The sequence below is a fragment of the Acinetobacter sp. ANC 4910 genome (genome assembly GCF_004331035.1).
In the GTDB taxonomy this organism is placed as follows: domain Bacteria; phylum Pseudomonadota; class Gammaproteobacteria; order Pseudomonadales; family Moraxellaceae; genus Acinetobacter.
On record NZ_SJNT01000002.1, the window covers coordinates 154,057 to 175,363 of the forward strand.

The 21,307-nt window shown below is 36.9% G+C and carries 21 protein-coding genes; 11 read left to right on the plus strand and 10 right to left on the minus strand.

Features of this window, described 5'->3' with window-relative positions:
• The first annotated feature begins 108 nt into the window (after window positions 1-108).
• Window positions 109-1,170 (plus strand): competence protein CoiA family protein, encoded by a 1,062-nt coding sequence (locus tag E0H82_RS02535; RefSeq protein ID WP_131262851.1) that lies wholly within the window; start codon window positions 109-111, stop codon window positions 1,168-1,170.
• A gap of 2,051 nt (window positions 1,171-3,221) precedes the next feature.
• Window positions 3,222-3,533: a hypothetical protein gene (locus tag E0H82_RS02545; protein ID WP_131262852.1), complete on the plus strand. Its 312-nt coding sequence runs from the start codon at window positions 3,222-3,224 to the stop codon at window positions 3,531-3,533.
• Window positions 3,534-4,012: 479 nt separating this feature from the next.
• Here the strand turns inward: E0H82_RS02545 and E0H82_RS02550 are convergent, their stop codons facing one another.
• The 7 genes from E0H82_RS02550 to E0H82_RS02580 form a co-directional block, all read right to left on the minus strand.
• The gene (locus E0H82_RS02550; protein ID WP_228258612.1) at window positions 4,013-6,484 is read right to left on the minus strand and encodes a DUF927 domain-containing protein; all 2,472 of its coding nucleotides are present in this window, start codon (window positions 6,482-6,484) and stop codon (window positions 4,013-4,015) included.
• A gap of 145 nt (window positions 6,485-6,629) precedes the next feature.
• The gene (locus tag E0H82_RS16655) at window positions 6,630-6,839 is read right to left on the minus strand and encodes a DNA-binding protein (protein ID WP_131262853.1); all 210 of its coding nucleotides are present in this window, start codon (window positions 6,837-6,839) and stop codon (window positions 6,630-6,632) included.
• A 109-nt stretch (window positions 6,840-6,948) separates the two neighbouring features.
• A complete protein-coding gene (locus E0H82_RS02560) occupies window positions 6,949-7,635 on the minus strand; it encodes a hypothetical protein (RefSeq protein ID WP_131262854.1) in 687 nt (228 codons plus the stop codon).
• A 213-nt stretch (window positions 7,636-7,848) separates the two neighbouring features.
• A complete protein-coding gene (locus tag E0H82_RS02565; protein ID WP_131262855.1) occupies window positions 7,849-8,490 on the minus strand; it encodes a hypothetical protein in 642 nt (213 codons plus the stop codon).
• A gap of 369 nt (window positions 8,491-8,859) precedes the next feature.
• Window positions 8,860-10,089, minus strand: a complete 1,230-nt coding sequence (locus E0H82_RS02570; protein ID WP_131262856.1) for a tyrosine-type recombinase/integrase — start codon at window positions 10,087-10,089, stop codon at window positions 8,860-8,862.
• A 1,056-nt stretch (window positions 10,090-11,145) separates the two neighbouring features.
• Window positions 11,146-12,228 (minus strand): phage portal protein, encoded by a 1,083-nt coding sequence (locus E0H82_RS02575; RefSeq protein WP_213073950.1) that lies wholly within the window; start codon window positions 12,226-12,228, stop codon window positions 11,146-11,148.
• The gene (locus E0H82_RS02580) at window positions 12,225-14,006 is read right to left on the minus strand and encodes a terminase large subunit domain-containing protein (RefSeq protein WP_213073952.1); all 1,782 of its coding nucleotides are present in this window, start codon (window positions 14,004-14,006) and stop codon (window positions 12,225-12,227) included. Before E0H82_RS02580 ends, E0H82_RS02575 begins: the two co-directional genes overlap by 4 nt.
• A 141-nt stretch (window positions 14,007-14,147) precedes the next feature.
• Between E0H82_RS02580 and E0H82_RS02585 the strand changes: the two genes are divergently transcribed.
• Genes E0H82_RS02585 through E0H82_RS02625 form a run of 9 tightly spaced genes read left to right on the plus strand, consistent with a single transcriptional unit; the run spans window position 14,148 to window position 19,500 of the window.
• Window positions 14,148-15,071, plus strand: coding sequence for a GPO family capsid scaffolding protein (locus tag E0H82_RS02585; protein ID WP_131262858.1), 924 nt, complete (start codon window positions 14,148-14,150; stop codon window positions 15,069-15,071).
• Between the two features lie 14 nt (window positions 15,072-15,085).
• Window positions 15,086-16,114: a phage major capsid protein, P2 family gene (locus E0H82_RS02590; RefSeq protein ID WP_131262859.1), complete on the plus strand. Its 1,029-nt coding sequence runs from the start codon at window positions 15,086-15,088 to the stop codon at window positions 16,112-16,114.
• Between the two features lie 2 nt (window positions 16,115-16,116).
• The gene (gene gpM, locus E0H82_RS02595) at window positions 16,117-16,941 is read left to right on the plus strand and encodes a phage terminase small subunit (protein ID WP_131262860.1); all 825 of its coding nucleotides are present in this window, start codon (window positions 16,117-16,119) and stop codon (window positions 16,939-16,941) included.
• Between the two features lie 3 nt (window positions 16,942-16,944).
• Window positions 16,945-17,343 carry a head completion/stabilization protein gene (locus E0H82_RS02600; protein ID WP_131262861.1) on the plus strand — a complete coding sequence of 133 codons (399 nt, stop codon included), beginning with the start codon at window positions 16,945-16,947 and terminating at the stop codon, window positions 17,341-17,343.
• Complete coding sequence (locus tag E0H82_RS02605; RefSeq protein ID WP_131262862.1) at window positions 17,340-17,543, plus strand: tail protein X; 204 nt, start codon at window positions 17,340-17,342, stop codon at window positions 17,541-17,543. Before E0H82_RS02600 ends, E0H82_RS02605 begins: the two co-directional genes overlap by 4 nt.
• Window positions 17,544-17,553: 10 nt before the next feature.
• Window positions 17,554-17,925 carry a hypothetical protein gene (locus E0H82_RS02610; RefSeq protein ID WP_131262863.1) on the plus strand — a complete coding sequence of 124 codons (372 nt, stop codon included), beginning with the start codon at window positions 17,554-17,556 and terminating at the stop codon, window positions 17,923-17,925.
• A 14-nt stretch (window positions 17,926-17,939) separates the two neighbouring features.
• The gene (locus E0H82_RS02615) at window positions 17,940-18,455 is read left to right on the plus strand and encodes a glycoside hydrolase family 108 protein (RefSeq protein ID WP_131262967.1); all 516 of its coding nucleotides are present in this window, start codon (window positions 17,940-17,942) and stop codon (window positions 18,453-18,455) included.
• Window positions 18,456-18,457: 2 nt separating this feature from the next.
• Window positions 18,458-18,850 carry a phage tail protein gene (locus tag E0H82_RS02620; protein WP_131262864.1) on the plus strand — a complete coding sequence of 131 codons (393 nt, stop codon included), beginning with the start codon at window positions 18,458-18,460 and terminating at the stop codon, window positions 18,848-18,850.
• Window positions 18,850-19,500: a phage virion morphogenesis protein gene (locus tag E0H82_RS02625; protein ID WP_131262865.1), complete on the plus strand. Its 651-nt coding sequence runs from the start codon at window positions 18,850-18,852 to the stop codon at window positions 19,498-19,500. Before E0H82_RS02620 ends, E0H82_RS02625 begins: the two co-directional genes overlap by 1 nt.
• A 128-nt stretch (window positions 19,501-19,628) precedes the next feature.
• Here E0H82_RS02625 and E0H82_RS02630 read toward each other — a convergent pair whose 3' ends face one another.
• Genes E0H82_RS02630 through E0H82_RS02640 form a run of 3 tightly spaced genes read right to left on the minus strand, consistent with a single transcriptional unit; the run spans window position 19,629 to window position 21,065 of the window.
• Window positions 19,629-20,015 carry a protein-export chaperone SecB gene (locus tag E0H82_RS02630; protein ID WP_131262866.1) on the minus strand — a complete coding sequence of 129 codons (387 nt, stop codon included), beginning with the start codon at window positions 20,013-20,015 and terminating at the stop codon, window positions 19,629-19,631.
• A 13-nt stretch (window positions 20,016-20,028) separates the two neighbouring features.
• The gene (locus E0H82_RS02635) at window positions 20,029-20,403 is read right to left on the minus strand and encodes a hypothetical protein (protein WP_131262867.1); all 375 of its coding nucleotides are present in this window, start codon (window positions 20,401-20,403) and stop codon (window positions 20,029-20,031) included.
• Window positions 20,400-21,065, minus strand: coding sequence for a hypothetical protein (locus tag E0H82_RS02640; protein WP_131262868.1), 666 nt, complete (start codon window positions 21,063-21,065; stop codon window positions 20,400-20,402). Before E0H82_RS02640 ends, E0H82_RS02635 begins: the two co-directional genes overlap by 4 nt.
• Window positions 21,066-21,307: the final 242 nt, after the last annotated feature.

Here is a 21,307-nt window from a genome sequence, read left to right on the forward strand (position 1 = left end):
AGCTGTTAAGCAGCTATCAATATTGAAATAAATGCGGTCATTGTGCCTGATTTACAATAGGTTTTACAGACCTTAGAATGAGACAAAAGACAATAAATTAGTATAGATATGGGCTTTATCAGTATTATCGAAAATAAAGAAATTTACAGCTTTATGCTCAATGATGAGCAATGGACTCGACTGAAAGATAAATATAAAAACCTCAGTATATTCATGCCATGTTGCCAAACCCCTGCTATACCTAAGAAAAATAAACTAGGAACGCAATTCTTTGCACACCATCCATCTAGCAGTTGTAGTTTTAGTTCGGGTGAAAGTCGTGAACATCAGTTATGCAAATATCTCGTTTTAAAACATCTGCACGAAAATGGATGGAATGTCATTCCTGAATATCGAGGAGAAACTCCAAGTGGTGAAACGTGGATTGCTGATATCTATGCTGAAAAAAATAAATCTAAAATTATTATTGAAATTCAGTGGTCACCACAAAGTATTGTGGAAACTAAACGCCGTCAGGAGAAATATATTGCTTCAGGAATTAGAGCAATTTGGTTTATGCGCACGACGAAAAGTAATAAATGGAATGTATTGGATTACCAAAGTTATGAAATGCCAGTTTTTTCGATATGGCTAGATAAAGAAACCAATCAACTTACCACTAGCGGTGCATTTAAAAACTGGGATTCCTGTGATTTAGTAGAAATAGAGTTTATTGAATTTTTCCACCATCTGATGACTGGTGGTATTCAGCATTCATTAAAACCTAATGCACAGTACTTTTTACAGTTAGGATTTAACCGAGTGGACTGTTGGAAATGTAAACAATCAACAAACACTATTATGGAAATTAACTACTTTATTCAACACAAAGCTGGCTTAACCAAAGTTTCCCAAATAAGTATTGAACAATTATCAACAGCGCATAGCGAAATACTAAATAACCCTCAACTACTACAAAGATACGAATATGGGTTCATTATCAAACGATTTAGCAAAACCCGTGGAAATGTGTATTTATCTAATGGTTGTTTTCATTGCGATGCTTTACAAGGTGCATTCTTTCTGCATCAAGAAATAGACTCATCAAATATAAGATACAGTGAATTAATGCTAATAAAACTTGATCATGAAACAGAAATTGATGGTCTTTGGTATTACTTAAATCAATAATTCCATTACACGAATAGTCAACTTGTTTTGATAACATAATTGATAAGCACATAAAGGGGAATAAATTCCATCTAAGTACCCTTCTCCACGATTCGGATTGTTTAATACATTAAAAAAAACAAGACTTACATTCTTTAAAAATCCTTTTGGGAATCCAGTCATTTACATGGATTTTTCTCATCCATCTAATCCATTTAAAAACAATGACTTAATATGAAATAGTAGATCTACTGTGAATCCAGTCATTTACACGGATTAACCCCATCTACCTAATGCACCTAAAAACAATGACTTATATGCAATAGTTGATCTACTGTGAATCCAGTCATTTACATGGATTTTTCTCATCAATCTAATACCATTAAAAACAATGACTTATATGTAATAGTAGATCTACTGTGAATCCAGTCATTTACACGGATTAGCCCCATCTACCTAATGCACCTAAAAACAATGACTTATATGTAATAGTAGATCTACTGTGAATCCAGTCATTTACATGGATTTTTCTCATCAATCTAATACCATTAAAAACAATGACTTATATGTAATAGTAGATCTACTGTGAATCCAGTCATTTACACGGATTAGCCCCATCTACCTAATGCACCTAAAAACAATGACTTATATCCAATAGTAAATCTACTGTGAATCCACTAACTTACACGGGTAAATCCAACTTATTTAATTAATTTAAAAACAATGACTTATATGCAATAGTAAATCTACTGTGAATCCACTAACTTACATGGCAAATTCCAGCTATTTAATACACCTGAAAACAATGACTTAATGTGCAATAGTAGATCTACTGTGAATCCACTAACTTACACGGATAAATCCAATTTATTTAATACATTTAAAAACAATGACTTATATGCAATAGTAAATCTACTGTGAATCCACTAACTTACATGGCAAATTCCAGCTATTTAATACATCTGAAAACAATGACTTATATGCAATAGTAAATCTACTGTGAATCCACTTACTTACATGGCAAATTCCAGCTATCTAATGCACCTAAAAATAATGACTTATATGCAATGGTAGATCTACTGTGAATCCACTAACTTACACGGGTAAATCTAATTTAATTAATACTTTTAAAAACAATGGCTTATAAGCAATGGTAAATCTACTGTGAATCCACTAACTTACATGGATTTTCCTCATCTATCTAATGTACCTAAAAACAATGATTTATAAGCAATAGTAGATCTACTGTGAATCCAGTCATTTACATGGGTAAACCCCCTTCTATTTAATAAATTCGCTTGGATATCAAACATTAGAGCATCCAATGGCCGGAATAGACATTTAAAACTTACTCAGCATCACTAACTTTTACCACTATTTCTAATTTTATAGGCAGCTTTTGGGAACATGAAAAAAGTAAAAGTCCAATATGCCAAGCACAAAACAAAAACATCATTTTTAATTAAAAAACATATACTTAATTATTTTTAAAAAATTGGGAATATAAAAATTTGGCATAAAATTGGCATAATGCCATCACATAAATATGAACCTGATTTATAGAATTATTAATGCCAGCGATAAAGTATTCAGCTTATCTCTCACTCCAATAGATTTGATTGACAAAAGATCACCTTATAGTTAATTTTAATTCTTAAGGCAATTCGCTCTACAGGCAGGTCCCTGCATCGAATTGCTTTTTTACTAAATGAATATTCAATATCAAACTAGGTTATTTTTTATGTGCAACTCATTAAAAAATAACTCATGTAATGCTGTGATCATTTTGCCCACTCAAATTTACACTGATTTAAGTTATGTCTAAATTTATAAATATAAAGTGGCTCGTGTATCAGACTTTTGCTAGTGCGAATCTTTTTTGTCTGTATGTTTTCTTATCCTCTTAATCATCGATTAAACCTCAATCCATTTTCAATATTTAGCCTTTCTTATACTAGTATCTAAAGTTATTCTGATATGCTGATATATCCCAAACGATAACTATAATTGGTCTGACTAAATGAACTACTTCGCAGAGGATCCCTTCTAGGTATTGCCACCTAGGAGGAGACATGAAAAAACTGAAATCTCAGTATAAAAAATCACACCATCAACAAGGTACAAAACACCGCTATTTCTGGAAGAGTTATCCCAATATCAGAAGTTCAGTGTTTAAACAATTCAGTACCCATCAAGAGCGTAGCTTTTATTGCTTACACCTGATTGAGTACAAAGACTACCCTTTAAAAATTCGTGTTGCGCGGGGTGCTGGTTTACCCAATGCTTGGGATGATTTACCCACCTCAGTTTATGATCTGGCGAAAAGTTGGAAACATAATTCAAGACGGAAACGCCAATATTATATAGAGCATGAAAATCATTAAAAATGAGGGCTTAAAGCCCTCATTTTATTAATCAATTCGCACTACTTATTCGTGACCCATCTTGTGCATATCCCGACGAAAATATCACCTGTAGATTCTCGTAAAAGTTAATCCTGGTGTTTCACCACTCGGTAAATCATCACGACACCACAACCAATTGCCTTAGCAATCTCATCCTTGGTTGTCATTTGAAGTGGTCAGGGTGGACAATGTGGACACAATTAACTATCTATCTGATTTTTTTAATTTAATTAAGACCACCTTAATATTGATCTGGGGCAGAAAAGAGTGGACAGACAAAACAACGGGAGTGGACATTGTGACTATAGTCAAAAGCATGTCCACCTTATGCCCACCCAATAAAAATGATAAATTAAAACAAAGTGGACATATTAATATTATTAAATAACATATAGTTAATTGAAATTAATATTTATATGTCCACCTTATCCACCATGACCACCTCAAATATTCAGGTTTTAAATTTCACCCTCAATTTGCTGCATGGCTTCCACACTAAAGTGCATCATACGCGGACGTCCTCCATCTGGAAGGTGATTACTAGTTTTCTTCACATAGAGCTTTTTCTCACCCTCTATGAAAGTTTTAATCCAACCATGCTTAATTAGCACCTTCTTGGCACTGGCTTCATTGATGCCCTTGCACATTTCCTGCTTAAACATCGTGTATGAAACTAGGTAAACTTTTTCATCAGGGTCATAGTAACCAACACGGTTTTGAATACTTTGTCGTATGACTTCTCCATCTGGATGGCGCCTCTCTCTCAAGTATTCAAAACGACTTGTCCCATGTGCTTCAAAAAATACCTTGAAATGCTCAAGGATTTTCGTTTCCTCAAGGTTTTCACCGTTACCTAAACTACCTAGCCAAGTTTGAAAACATTGCCCTAGTGCTTCAAATGCTCGACCTTGCTGCCATCCTGTGATGCCTGCCTGAGTTGCCAATTCTCCAGCAACCGCAACGAGTGCAAAACGCCGTAATACACGGTTTGCCTGCCCATTCTTGGCTTGCTTGTGCTTTTCGGTAAACTCCTCAAGTAAGTTCTGAGCTTTTAGCATGACGTCATCTTTATCATGAGTCAGATACTCAAGCCATTTAATCCCTGCATGCCCATAATGCTGTGATAAAAGCTCATTAATACGATTTCCTAAGTCACTGGAGGTCGTACCATAATTAATTTGTTCAAATACGCCGTAGCCTTTACCAGCATCACTGGATAGATGAGCAAAACGCAAAAGTAAACCTGCATCTAGCTCAAGATTTCCACGGCGCAAATGCTCTTCTAAAGTCACTTCACCTGTAGAGGTATACATTAAGCTAAATTGCTTAATCTCTCTGTTCCTACCGGCCTTATTACTTCGTGCTTTACCTTGCCCACCTGTAAGCATATACACAATATCAGACACCGCTTTCGGAGTTGCTTGGCGCAATTCATCAAGGTTAAGGAAATTGTCATTCCTTAACTCTGCTTCATTCTCTAAAGCATTGTCTGTGGTACGCCAAGACTTCGATATATGTTTTGGATTTCCCCATACACTACAGGCTGCTTTAGTAATGGTACTTTTGCCATCTGTAGATGAACCATAGATATGAAAGCCACCACTTTCAGCCCCTAATGGGAGAACCAGTTGCCCTGCAAAAGCACAAGAGAAGGAAAGCACAGCTAGGGCATGAAGCTCAATAAGCTGGCTTAGTTGCTGCCAGCCTTCAAGACTCCCCAACGTACTGTAAGGGTCCTTCATATCACTATGAAATAACAGCTCCTCGTCACCGTAATTGCCAAATGTACGATGGGTTGTCACAAATGCATGTCCATGCCACCCCGTTTGAGCAACGCATCTAAAGCGTTTCTCAATGGGATAGTCCTGAAGGTAATGAATAAAAATATTCTTTTTATTGATTTGTCTTGGCGGCATTAAGCCATGATTCGCAATAATCTTTAAGGCTTCTTGTGCTTCGCCCATGAAATGCTCATAAGGGATGAGTAGCGTATGCTGGGTATTATCCTTATCATGAAACTGAATCACACGCTTCCAGTTATCATTATTTACGCTTCTTGCTTCACCCAAAATGGTCAAGGAGTTTGAAATACGTGTCCTGATCTGTTTGGTTTCACCGTTCTCATCTTGTTTATCCTTGATCTGATATAAGCCGCTCTCAATATTTTGCAGCCATGAGCCATCATCCATTCTAAATGGCTTGGCTAAATACCCTTTGGGTAATGGGTCGATTTTGGGCAACTGCTCAATCGCCTCATCAAGAAATGCCTGTACTTCTTCTGCATCCTCATCCTGAATCAGCTCAGTGAAAAACTCCTTGTCGCCCATAATTTGCAGTTGATTGAGCAACCTGATTGAGGTTTTTTTTTCAAGATTTTGGAATACCTCTTGTTGCATCTGTTCTGGTCGTGCTGGCATATAGAGCTTGGTATAACCCGCTTTTGAAAGTTGATTAATCACAAATTGGATTTGCTCAAAATCAAAGGCTTTTAACGCTGTCTGTTTGGCATTACAAAGGGTAGGCAATAACACCAATGCCACGGCGTAGCCTGTCTGTGCAATCTTAAAGAATGCCTCTAGACTATAGGTTACGATGATGGGCTCTGCATGGTCAAAACGACCATACAGGGCAAAGCCTTGAGCTAATCCATTCGGCAAAATCTGCACACGGCGCCCATCTTGTAAAAAAGCACATTGCACAAGCTCTAATTGCCCATCATAGATAGGTAAAATGAAAGGATTTTCATATTCAATACCTCCTATTTCTCCTTTCGATTGATCAACATAAATCAGCTGTAAAGGACTGCCAAATCTTTGTATTAATGGCTGCAAAAAATAATCTTGATCTGTCGAGACAAGCTTAGTAGCTTGCGCTAAAATTTCTAATGGTGATTCCGAACTCGCCATAGGGGCTTCATGAGCTGCATTCATGCTTGCCCCCTATCAATATGACTACTTAGATTTTCCTCATTTGCATATGCCGGCTGGCTACAAGTAGTCAGAACAAGTACTGTTATGCCCAATAGCATCAATAAAGCAAAATTTTGGGTATATCTCTTTATAAGGTTAGACATTATCACCCCTCCTGAGAGGAGCTTATGTCTTTCTGTTTGTTATGCCATGTAATTAGATCGCCATAATCAAAATAGACTGGAGCCTGTTGAGTAGAACCTTGCTTATATGGTCTCGGAAAATTTGGATCTTTTTTAATAAGATTACGTAAAGTATCACGCGTAATGTTTAACAGTTCACATGTTTGATTGTATGTAACTCTAATTGGATGCATTTACTTGACTCCATATAAATAAATTTAATGAAGTAAGTATGTTTATGAGTATTAAAAATGTCGTTCTTTCTGCCGGCAAAAAGTTGTTTCTGCCGGCAGAAGTAATTTTTTAGTTCTGTAAATTCTCTATTTTACGTTCATTTTTTAGTTTACGAACATGCTTTACAATATGTTCGTGAGTTGCACTCCCCACCAATTCTCTTTTGTTTGGTTGGTGCATAATATAATTTGCAAATTTAGTTGCAGGTTGTTGATGCCATTCATCAGTCCAAGCTTTTTCAATCAGTTCATACATTGGGCGATTTATTTCAACATCTCTTTTTGCTTTAATTTTTGCGATTTCTCTATTTTTATTAGAAATAACAATGCTATCCATTGTATTAAAAACATACTTATTATTCGGCGTTAAAGCCGTTCCAAAGATTTGATAGCCTTCACATAGGCTAAAAAGGGCTCTTTCCAAATCATTTTGTTCTATAAACATTTCTACATATGCAATATTTCTATAAATGGCAAAAAAGGCTCTTTCAATAATATTATCTAATTCATCCTTAAAGTCTTGATAAATATATAACTTAGCTAAATTTTGTGTTTCTTCAAGTGTTAGCTGATAGCATCCATCTTCCGTCTGTGAGAATCTATTTTTTATGTCTCGTATTAAATTTAAAGTCTTAGCTTGTAATAACAAAAAGTCTAAATCTTCATTTAGTCTATTAGTACGTTCATAAAAGAAAAATAAGTTTTCAGTAGCTCTAATTGTCAAATCTAGAATTTGATTTTTAAGATAGGTAATCACGATTATTGTTCCTCATGCAGTACTCTCAATAAAACTATTAAGCCAATCGAATAGTACCTTCAACTTTCGGAAGCCTATCAAGGCTTAATCAGAGCACTATATGGTATATTTATTTTTATTTCTTTATAAATCATTATAAAGAGTCACTAATCTGTTCTAACTCAAACTAGAGCTGAGAGTTACCAATTTTTGTATATCCGTAAATTAAAAGGATTAACTTGCTGCTGCCAATCGCTCCCGTGCTTTTTCGACTACGTCGGTATATTCAAAACGGAGTAACTGTCGGTTGTCTACCTTTTCCAAGAAGTCCTCATAAGCTCCAAGTCCACTTTCCTGAATATTTCGCATGGAAAGTGCTCTACAGAATTCATCTGTTGATGGGTTCTCGATCATTTCTTCATACGCCTGTTCAGTATCATAAGCAGCAAATAAGCCTAAAAGGATCTTTCTGAACCTGTTAAAGATTTCCTTTTTTATAGCGTTACTTGCTTTGATCTGATTCGCATAATAGATCCCATCTTTATACCGGCTTAGTCCTTTCAAACAACCAAAGAAATCATTGTCTATCACGAACACGCCTGATTGATCGATGGCCTGTATCAGCTCTGGATCTTTAACTTGCATATTTTCTGGTGCAAACGTAAATGCATCATATTGAAGGGTTAGATCTACCAGATTAAGGATCTTAGTTTCAGTCACTTTAAATAACGGCAAACGTTGATAAAAGTCCATTTCATCATACCAACAGTACACCAATGTAGGACTATTACACACGGCGGCAATGGCCACAGCACGTTCTTCATCGTCAAGTTCAGTACGTTTCTGTTCAAGTAATTCTGAAAGGTAAGTAAACATGTTCTTCTCTTGTGTTTTAAAGCTAAATACAGCCTGATTTATTATTCTGCACCTGCCTAAAGTTTTGAGGCAGCAAGCACTTTTTCATAGTGGAAAAGGTTAAATTTCCAATCTTTCAATTTATCCAAGTATGCTTCAAAACTAACTTCTCGCGGAATTTAATCGTTTGGGGGAAAAAGCTAATTGGCCTACATAAATTCACTACCTGAATGCGCAGTTAGCAACGTTGCGATTCGATCAGAGTTATCCCTGCCACGCACCGACGCTTATAATTTAAGCATATTCCCTGATCGCTTAAATCTGCTCGTTTATTTTCAACAATTTTAGAAATGAAGTTCGTCATTGTTATCACTTTTACAATTTGCATGATCACTTAACTTTTTTAAACTGAAGAATGCTCTGGTCTGCAATTTCTTCTAAATGGTTCGCATACCATTGCATCATATTTGCCCTATCTTGTAGATACTGAGCCTTGTTATATACACCCGCTACACCATCTTTTACATGTGCAAGTGCTGCTTCAATATGTCGCTCATCAAATCCACGATTATTCAGTAAGGTACTCGCAATATGTCTAAAGCCGTGGGGTGTCTGTCTACCTTCATAACCCATACGGCGCAAAGCCATAATGAAAACCGTATCGGACTTAGGCTTACTCTTATCTGACCTACTCGGAAATAAAAATTCAGAATTGGTTTCAAAACTTTTGAGTTCTTTCAAAATTGCAACGGCTTGAGTAGATAAAGGGACGACATGCTCACGGCGCTTCTTCATACGTTCTTCAGGAATATTCCAAAGTGCATTATCTAGATCAAACTCACTCCACGTTGCCCCCCTAAGCTCACTTGGGCGGCAAAACAGCATAGCTAAAAGCTGTAAACCCATACGAACATTTATAGTCGGATAATTATTTATAGCTCTTAATAAAGCTGGCAGTTCTTGCTCACTCACATGTGCCATATTCTCCTTCTTACCTTGTTGTAAATATTTTTGCAGCCCCTCTAATGGATTGTAATCAATACGACCTGTGACCTTAGCAAAGTCATAAATATCACGGCACATAGCACGAATACGGTTCACTTGCTCATAAATACCCTGTTCTATTTGAATTCCTTTTAAATGATTCATCCATTCAATGGGTTTAATCGTGCTATATAACCGTTTACCGAATACTGGGAATATATGTTTCTCTAATGCTCCTTTATTCCGAACCATAGTGTCTTTAACCCATGAATTCAGCTTGGTATCAAGCCATTCTCGAGCCAACACTTCAAACGTAGCATTATTTTGCTCTAGTTCTTGGCGCTTACGTTCTTGCTTAGTAATAATTGGATTATCACCATGTGAAATATCTTTAATAATTTCTCTAGCTTTCTTTCTTGCTCCAGCCCCTGAAAGCTCAGGGTAAGTTCCGATACCTAACCATGACCATTTACCATCAGCCTTTTTATATCTGAAAAGCCATGCTTTTTTACCATCAGGTTTTACACGGAAATATAAACCCTCACCATCTAATTCCCGATACTCTTTTTCTTCAGCTTCGAGATTCGCTAATACGGTATCTGATAAAGGTCTTCTTTTGATATCAGCTCTTTTCATACCTTGTACACCAGTGAGTTCAATAAAATATGCAATGTACAAGACAGTGTACACGGCACATGTACACTATAGCTAGTTATATTTGGTTATGTTTAGGCATAAAAAAAGGCTTGATCCCTTTAGAATCAAGCCTTTGCGCTTTATATAACGTCATATTCAGTCATATTAAGCTAGGTATTTGGTGGAGGTGGCGGGAGAAAAATATACTCATTAACTACATGTAATTTAACAATATAATTTTAATTAAAAAGGTCTTGTGTAACATCCGTGTCACCATAAAAATAATTTCAGTTCAAATCCCAGTTTCTCTCCATAACTCAGACTCTTAAATCATTAAAAAAAGTTGCATCAAGGGAGTGTATATAACACTCAGAATCTATGAGTGAACTTCCCTCTTATTAAAGCTTGGCTCAAAAATTTAGGTCATGAAAAATAGGGGTTACAAAAGTTACAGATGTTTATTTATATAGTTATATATATGATTATTAACAATATATATTAGTTTTATAAAAGTTACATATAGGTAACTTTAAAGTTACATGTAACCTATTTTTGAGGTTACAACGTGTAACCTATTAAGTATATGATTTATATAAATTTAATTTATTTTAAAAAACTTTAGTAACCTCATGTAACCCCATTAAGGTTACAAAATATATTATTTAAAATCAATTACTTAAAATAATAAAATCATGCTTTATAATTTATGTAACCTCTCTCATACCTTATATTTAGAGTTTAAAAAAATAGTCTTATTTAATTACTTTTTAAAGTCGCATCTAATTGAATCAGAGTGCATCAACAATCATTTATTAAAATCGGTCTAAGCCTTATGAAACATAAGCCTTAGAGCTTTTTCTGTTGTGCATCTAAAATGAGACATTTAGGAACTGTGCAGGCGGGAGAGGAGACTGCGTTTGACCTCACAGCATATTGGTGTAACCTGACCTACTGACTATTTTATTGAGCAAAAAAAAATGCCAAGCATTAAAACTTGGCATTATAAAAAAGAATAAATGTATATTTTATATAGGTTTTTTGATATAATTCAGGTAATTATGGCTTAGTGATAGATGAAATTAAGTCATATTCTTTAAACTTAATAACTTCAATACCAAGCCGATCATTAATTTGTTTTAGTAGGTTTTGATAGTAAACAATCTCATTGTAATAAAAGACTCTTGCAGCCTTTTCAATATCACCAAACCCACCTGAGTTTTGCGGTACCACACCCATCAATTGAGGTGGAATGCGATGGCCTGCAAGCTGATCATCACGACTGGCAATCTTAATATTATAAAACTCATCCTTAGCAGCGACTTCGGCAAGAGGAATAACGTTTAAACCTTTCTCTTTTCCTCCTGGTGTGTAGACCAAAAGATTCTTAAAGTTGCCTGCCCCTTTTGAGTTTTGTAATGATTCTTCTAATACATCAACATCTTTCTGTGATTTTAGAGCATCAGTGATATGTAAGATAAACCCAGCATGTGCACCATTTTTGTAATAGCGTCTACGGAATAAAGTCGCAGCTTCATTTAATAAAATCGCGTTGATGCTACTTAAATAATTTGGAACACCATAAATTTCCTGCATGATGTCAGCATCGGCTACATGGATAATTTCTTCAGGTTCAAAAACATGTTGTTTACTTTGAAAACTATCTAACTGATAAAACTTTGAAAGGTCAGTCCCCTTTCGCATATTGACGGCAGGACGTGATGTTAACTTCAAAACACTTCTAAACCGATTATATTGAATATGGGTATAACAGTTTGCAAAAGTGATTAGGTTCAATGCCAAAGAATTAAACTCATGTCGGCTTAATAATGGATGCGGAATAAAATCACCTGAAAGAATATTACGCTTGATCACGATCGCACTGGTATGGTGACTGGTACCACGATAAAGTTTTGCAGTCGCAGCAATATCAAAAGGTAATTCATACCAATCTTGCCAGACAGGACAATAACCATATTCAAATAATGCATGTCCATCCAATACTGGTTCTGCATCTCCGAAACTACTCATAATCGTTTTTGATTGTGGTTGTTCTTCAGGCGAAGATAAACCAGATCCTGCTGCCGACATCTGCTCCAAACGTGGAAAAACAGTCGAAATAACTCTGTCCAATATTCTCATGAATTAAATACTCTGATTCGGCTTTGATGTGCGCCAAGATGTGATTGATCAGCAACGTGAATAATTGGCGCATTTTCCAAACCATTCATCACTGCCCAAGCTATGTCACCATGCCCAGTTTCAGCACTACGACTGGTAACCAGTGTTTTATTTCCACCGCCACCAGTTAAGGCTTTTTTGATTGACAAGAATGACTTAGCAACAATTTGCAAACCTGCATCGAAATGTAGTCTACGTTTTTGAAATAGCTCTTTAACTCGAAGCCCCATGCGGATTTTTAATTCAGGGGTGTAGTTCAAGCGAGTCAATTGAGGAAAGAAAAGTTCAACGTGTTCAGCCACGGCCAAACCGTTACCTGTGTTATCAATACCGATAAAAGTCACGTTGTATCGCCCACAAACCTTTTTGATATACAAAGCTTGCTCACTGGCTTTCATTCCATGAAATTGTTTAATCTCAAGAATTCGATAGGGTTCAAGCGGTGTTTGTGGCGGTGCTATAACTGCTAAAGCTGCATTATCACCTGTGAATGAAGGGTCATAACCTAACCAAACTTCCCCTGCATAACGTGGATTCTGATTCGGGAAAAAGTCTTTCCAGACTTCCCAACTGTCGACCATGTTCGGGATGATTTCTTTTAATGGGAAGTAAGATCCTGAATCGTCAATAAACTCACAATCAAACAAATTGGCAAACTCTTCATCACCATATTCGGCAAGCAGATCCTCACGATCAAATAGATCACAGCCTTTTTCTTCAGCATCAGTCAATGTCACGATTTGCCGTGTTTTTCTGTCTGCACATTTAACTGGGGCTTTTAATGCAGTTTTACTGACATCGATCTCAATCGGTAATTTTCGTTTGCTGTCTTTACCCGTCCAAAAGGTATAGGCTTCATGCAAAATACTGGATGGCGTAGACATATAAATTTGCTTATACATCTTTTGTGAAGCCATCGCTGAAGCGACTTTTTTGAACTGTAAAAACTTACGAATCCAAAAGAATTCGTCCATGATCACATCACCATGACGGCCTTGGGCTGTTAGCGCATTCGTCCCCAAGTAATAAACTGTTGCTTGGCCATTCGGTCCGTTAATAACAATCGGATCTCCAGTCAGATCCAAGCCAATCACATCCAATACAAAGGCTTTGATGTATTCAATGAATTGATATGCCTGCGCTTTGGATGCCGACATAAAAATTTTGTTTTTCCCAGTTTTTAATAAATCGATTAATGCCCAAAGCGCAAAAATATAAGTGGCACCAATCTGTCGTGATTTCAATAAAATAAAGATTCGAGACCAGGAAACGGCATCCATCCATTCCTCTTGATAAACGTATAAAAACTCCTTGAATGCCTCTTCAAGTTTTTCCAAGTCCTCAAGCGTGATCTGATTTTTTAACTTTTTCTTTTTCGGAGCTGCGTTACGATTTTCAAGATTCGGATTGAGATCTGTTTGTTTCCCTGATTCAAGATACTTTTGAATTTTTGCCCATCGCTCGAATTGTCGAGCAATCATGTCCATTTCTTTGTAATTCGCATTACTTTTATTTTCCATAAAAGTCAGCGTCATATAGCGAATTTTTAAACCAGTTGTCACCTCATCATAAACATCCGTTTTAGACCATTGATCGCGCTGCTTCCAACTTTCGACAGTCGAACGATTTTCCCCAGTATGTTTGGCGATTTCTGAGACAGACATACCCATTGAGAAAAGTATTCTTCCCTGCTGTCTTGGGTTCATGAGTTCTAGGAACGTCGGTGTATTTGTATTCATGTGCTTAATGTTGCTTTAAGCACAAAAAATCTTTGAGTGATGTATTCCTGATTACCGCTTAATCAGGATAGGTTCGATTGCACCAAACCATAGCTCCGAAGCAGACTTCAATCATCGTAAAAATGATATGTGGAATAACAAATGGCGGAGCTACCAGGAGAAGGACGTGTAATCAAACGCTTTCGAGTTGCTCGTGAAGGGCAAACTGTGGATGGGCGTGAATTAACACGTCAAGAAATTCAAGAAATGGCTGATTCATACAATCCTGAACATTACGCAGGACGTATCAATATCGAGCATTGGACAGGCTTTTCACCTGAACCACCCTTCAATGCGTATGGCGATATTTTGAAAGTCGAAGCGGTTGAAGAAAACGGATTGATGTGTTTGTACAACACTCTTTCTGCTTTGCCGAACTTTGTTGCCATGAATAAAAAAGGGCAAAAAATTTACCCTTCAATCGAGTTCTATCGCAATTTCGCAGGGACTGGGAAAGCCTATCAAGTCGGTTTAGGTATGACCGATACCCCGAATTCTTTAGGTACTCAAGCCATTAAGTTTTCTGCAAGTCCTCATTCGCTCAGTACCCAACCTGATTCGGAGATCTATATCACCATGTCTGAACAAAATCCCAATGAAGGTAAAAGCCTTCTTGATCAGCTTAAAGAAGCGTTCACGCCTGCAGCAAAACCCAAAGAACAATTTAGTGATGAGCTGGCTAATCAGTTAACTCAGGGCGTTGTGCAATGTTTGAATGGTTTAAAAGCATTAACACAAGAGGTTCAAGGACTTAAACAATCGTTTAGCTCTCAACCTGTTACTAGCCCAACACAACAAACACCACCTGCAACAGCTCCAGTTCAGCAAACACCATCTGTGGCTGCTCCAGAACAACAATCCACCCAAAATCCAACTGCTGCTCCTGATGCTGATATGAAAGCAGTTTTGCAACAATTATCTCAAGGTCTTACTGGCTTACAAAACCAATTTAATACCATGAGCACAACCCCAATGAATCCACCGCCTGTTCACACAGGTAGCCCAGCTAACGTAGTCGATTACTAAGGAATTAAATAATTATGTCAGTCGTTCTACAACCTCAAGCACGTCAGTTATTTAATTCTTATAAAGCTGACATTGCCCGTGCAAATGGTGTTGAAAGTACACGAGAAACTTTTGCTGTTCAACCTGCACCCACACAGAAAATTATTCAAGCCTATCAACAAAATGCTGATTTCTTGAAGCTGATTAATATTTTCCCTATTGATAATGCAAAAGGTGAAAAAATTGCTTTAAGTATTGGGAGCACCATTGCAGGCAATACCAACACTAACGTCCAAGCACGTCAACCAACCCCAGTCGGTGCATTAGATTTACTGGATGAATACGACTGTACTCAAACCAATTATGACGTGGCCATGAAATGGGTTTTACTCAATGCTTGGCGACATTTTCCAGACTTTAAGAAAAAGCTGCAGGAAATGGTCATTCGTGCGGTGGCATTAGACAAACTGTGTATCGGTTTTAATGGTGTATATCGTGCACCGACTAGTGACCGTGTTGCCAATCCATTATTACAAGATGTGAAAAAAGGTTGGTTGCAAAAAATCCGCGAAAAAGCCCCTGAGCAACATTACAAAGGTGAAGATGTAGGTGGCGGTGTTTTTAAAACGCAAATTGGCGCTGCACATGAGTTCAAAACTATTGATGGCTTAGTTGAATTCGGAATTGAAGAATATATCGCGGAACAACATCGTGAAAGTGGTCTAGTGGTGATTTGTGGTCGTGGCATTTTAAGTGATAAATATTTACCACTGTTGAATGCCATCCAAGATCCAACTGAACAAATTGCTGCGCGTATTATTTATGCCAATAAGCAACTTGGTACATTACCTGCAATGTACGTTCCACGCTTCCCTGCAAAAACCATTTTAATCACCTCGTTTGATAATTTGTCGATCTATCTTCAAAACGGCACTTTTAATCGCTCAATCGTAGATGAGCCTCAATGGGATCGTGCAGTCGATTATCAATCTGTCAATGAAGACTTTGTGGTTGAAGACTACACCAAGTGCTTGTTAATCGAAAACATTGAGGTGGATGCTTAATTATGGGTATGAATTCAATGCGCCAACATCGTGAAAAGATGTTGGCAGAAAAAGCGTTAAAAGCGCAGCAAAGTCTTGATCCACGCCAAAAGCAAAGTGTTGCAGCAGATCTCGTTGCGAGTGCAGCTCAAGCGATCCAAACGGGTGCAGAACTTTTGGCAAATGTTCCAAACGTTGAACTGCGTATGTTCAATCATTTGAATATCTTAAAAGATATGAAATCGATTCAGGAACGTATTGCCAAAAAAGCAGAATGGTTGCCTGAGTATCAAGGCTATATTGATGGCTGTCTTGCTGTTTCGCCTTCCCCTCAAAATACAGTATTAGTCCATTTAATGATTTGGGCAATTGATGCTAATGAGTTTGAATTAGCTGTACGTATTGCTGAATATGCCGTGTTGAATGACATGGTTATGCCTGAAGGCTATTCACGTACAACGGCTGAATTTGTCACTGAACAATGTGCTGAAGTCTTTATCGATGATACTAACTTTGCGATCGCTCATGCGTCCTTGATTGAGCGCATCATCAATCTTGGTGAAGGCGAGCAAATGGTCGATGAAGTACGGGCAAAAATTTATCGTGCCTTAGGTGATGCATTGAACCAGGCACAACCAATGGAAGCTGTTTCAGCTTATAAGAATGCACTTCGATACAATCCCAAAGCAGGCTGTAAAAAAGATTTAGAACAGCTTGAAAAACGATTGCGTCTACCTGCAACCGAGTCGTCTCCCGACGCCACTGTCGGCTCGCAGGCAGTTTCAACGGCTGATCAAACAGCCGATGGGGCTGATCCTGCGTCCACCGACTCCAAGCCAAAGGAGTAAACCATGCTTCTAAATGCACCTGTCTCCAATGCAGAAGTACAAAATCCGATTGCTGAGTATCCCAATGTCAGCATTAAAGATTTACTTGCTCAGGTGCGTTTAGATCAGTCCAAAGGTGAGCCTCTGTTAACTGAAAAAATCATATTGGCAATGGATACCATCAACGGTGACTTAGACGGTATTGCTATCCAATCAGAAGAACAGATTCGCAAATATAAACGAGCAGTGAGTTATGAAGCTGCAGCGCTGATTTGTGAAGATAATCTTGATTTTGATACCACAACTACTGGACAAGTACGTGGTGAAAATCAAAGAGAAAAAGCAGATGCTCTCCGTAGGATTGTTCAGCATACGATCGCTGATTTAACCAATCGATCACGTAACCGAGTTCGGCTTATATGAAATCAGTCAAAGCTATACAGGGAGATACTTTAGAGTCGATTGCATATCGTTATTACGGATCAAATGCGGTCGATATGCTCCCAGCTTTAGTTGAAGCAAACTCAAAGATTGAACAAATATTTTTAAACGAACATCAATCCATACAATTACCAGATTTAACCAAAGCAGCAGCACCACAAACACTCAAGCTTTGGGATTAAGGGGATGGGCATGAATGACCCAATTAGTATCAAAGGACTACCGTGGTTTATCAAAATCATTGCTGCCGTGATTGGGGCTATTTTTGCCCTCACTTTAAGCGGTGATATTGATGCAGAAGGTCGAATCAAGATCACCAAAGGCGTGATTATCAAATTTGCATTTAGTGTTGCTATCAGCCTGTATGGTGGAGCTGCCTTTATTGAGTATTTCAAGCTGACGCACTATTCTCATTCGGCACAAGGTGTAGTCATGCTATTTTTTGCCGTGTTTGGTCTGTTGTTTGTCGGCATCTTTTATCAATCGATTCGATTGTTAGAGGGCAAAAAGCCAAGCGAACTGATTAGTGAAATTAAAGCTGCTTTTGCTGCAATGTTTAAGTAGGTGACAGAATGAAACTGACATTTGAACAAGCATTTGATCGTCTCATTGGCCATGAAGGTAAGTTTACTGATGATAAAAATGATCGCGGTAACTGGACCACTGGCATCATTGGAAAAGGTATTTTAAGAGGCACGAAATACGGTATTTCTGCCATGACCTATCCTGATTTTGACATAAAGAATCTTACCCTTGATCAAGCCAAAGGAATTTATAAGCGTGATTGGTGGGACAAGCTCAATGCGGACAATCTAGATCCTGCTATTGTCTTTCAGGTATGGGATTTCGCCATTAATGCTGGCATGGGTACAGCAAAGCGTAAATTACAAAAATCGGTTGGAATGGCTGAGGATGGGATCATTGGTCCACTGACAATAAAAGCCATCCAGAAAGCAGATTTAAATGATGTACTTATGAAGTTTAATGCCGAGCGACTCAAGCATTACACCAGTTTAAGCACATGGGTGCGCTACGGTAAAGGGTGGACTGTGCGAGTTGCTGAACAATTAAATTATGCTGCTCTGGATAATTAAGCATGAAAGCCCTGATTCCACTTAAACCATATTTAAATGAGCGTTTTCCAATGATGTCAGCAGATAAATGTCATCTGCTGATCCTCAATGGAACGCATAAAGAAGGTTATTTGGAATATACCGCCAGATTGCTCATCCTTGATTACCGTTCAGATCCGATAGAAGTCATCGTCGCCTTGCGTGAATGGCTGAAATCTAAAAATCGGCATTTAGATGCGACCGCTAAAGATATTCAAATTTCATTTAGCTCTGAAATTATTGATACAGATACTTTCGATCTTGAAATTGATTTCCCTCAACGGGATAAAATTGTGGCTGAAGATGAAAGTTATCATGTTTGCCCACCCCTTGTTTGGAACGATGAAAAAGGCGGATTTTTCCCTGAAGGTGAATAATGGACGCGATCAACGGTTTAAATCATTGGCTTGACCAAATCACCTTACTGCTTGAACCCTCACAACGTCGAGAGCTTATGCGACGTTTGGGACAAGGTTTACGGGTGCGCCATCGTGACCGAATTAAAAGTCAAAAAGATGTTGATAATCATAATTTTATTCCACGAAAGGATGCAGTTTCTCAAATAAGTAATCCACCATTACGTTTTTTATATAAAAAAGCAGGTGGAAAGACGAGAGAAGCCATAATTAAAAGTTATCAAAATACAGGAGCGAGCTACACAGGTTTTGATCAAAAAGCTAATGGTATTCGTACTTTCAGAAAATCGAGAATTGTAAAGTATTTACCAACAAATGGTATATCTTCTAGTGGCGGTTCATCCATCCGTTCACAAGTAGGAAAAATTAAGCAAAAAGCAATGTTTCAACATATTGGTAAACGGCTTAAAACTGAATATTCTGAAAATCATGTTTCTGTTGGTTTTGGTGGACGTACAGGTTTTGTGGCTTCAGTACACCAGGAGGGAAAATCTATCCGACCGAGCAAAAATGCAAAATCCACACGCTACCCAGTTCGAGAGCTGGTTGGCTTCAGTAAAGATGATCAAGAATGGATTGAAAAAGAAATTCAGGCTTTTTTAAACATTTAGATTATCAAATACACAGCTAAACGTAATATTTATTTTAAATAAATATATAACTTAATAAAAAACCTTAATTAATAAACTAATTAAGGTTTTAATATTTATTCAAATTTTAATTAAAAATTTAAATTGGACTAATTTGCTTCTTTAATTTTCGTAAAATTAATCGATGGCAGTATTATTGGTTCATAACCTGCATTTAATAGAAAATTAGAAATAAAGGCTCTGAAAAATGGAAATGCTATTGCTGGTGCATTTACTCTTGGAAAATTAGAATTTCTAAATTCATTATCAATTTCAACATCTGTAATGAATTCAGAAACATATGATATCTTAACAATAAAACCTTCTTTTAATTGAAGCTCTGTTCTTAACTCAATAAAAAAATCATGTTGACCATCATCTGATGGTAGCTTAGTACCAACTTCAAGAGTAAAACCTGTCTTTTCGATATCCGTTTCAGACTTTTCCAGTATTAACTCTTCGACTCTAGATGATTTTAGTTGAATACTAACAGACATTTTTATTTAATTCCTATGCAGCGAAAGCTTCATCAAAGTAAGGACTATCATTCACAGCTTCAAAAAAATTAGTATATTGCATTTCTATCAATTCTACTCGCTGAGTTTCAATACTAATAATTTTGGTTTCATCTGATAATTTAAATCCAGAGTCTGAAAAACTATTAGTTTTTTCAGTAGTAACATCTAATCCAAATACAAAATCTTCAGTCGTCATAATATTATGAAATTCAATTTCATTTTCTAAAATGCCATATTCTTCTAAATATTCACCGATTGTAATACCACCATACTCAGTCTCTAATTTATTAAAGTTCCTAATAAAATCTTCAGCTGAAGACTCTTTAATCCACTTAGTAACTGCATCCAAAGCTGTATAATTATTCATTTTGTCTTTCTCACTACAGGTATTTTCACAGGTTGATAAATGTACCCTCTCATTGATTTAACTCGACGAGAAAGTAAATATAAATCCTTATCTTTAAGACAATCTGCGTATTCAGGTGCAATATAAATCTGCTGTCTTGTTGGTAGATATAACTTATGACCAAGTCTTAAAGAAGCTATATCTCCTTGAGAATAAGGATAACTAAAGGTTAAATTAGCTATATCAGCTGCCTTAATCGCGGAGTATGAAAAAAAATTTTCTCCATTTCCATTTTTTTCCTTAGCTTCAGAACGAAAATGATCAAGCATTTTAGAAATAGGTATAGTTTTAGCATGCTCTTTATCAAAAATAATTTGCATACGGTTAAAATAACTTCTAATTTGCTCTTCAAATTTCAACTGGTGGACAACATTACCAACTAAATCTAAGAAATTATCTATAGGTATCTCTATTTCAAATTTGGTAATCACATAGCCATTTGGGTATTTTGAAGGTAGCGCCCCCCATTCTTTCGCAAAAAAGCATGAGTCTGTCCAAAAATAATAACCTTGACCTAGCCATTGTTCTTTATCCCTATCAGAAGCATAAGGAACGCTGTCGTATATCTGTTGTGGTGAACCTTGTAAATGACAAGTATGAAAAGCTGTAATTTTTATACCCATCACACAATAGAACCCTAAAAACACTCTGATTAAACAGATTAAATTAAGCAGAAAATCTATGAATCAATATATAACATTGACCGAAAAATACAATAACATTTTAACGACTTAACATATTTATTGACAACATTCATCAACAAAGTTAACTTGTTAAGACCACTCCACATGAGTGGTCGAGATTGGCGTCTCGATACATATCTAATCGCGTTGACCCGCGTAAGCGGTTTTTTTACGCCTGTACT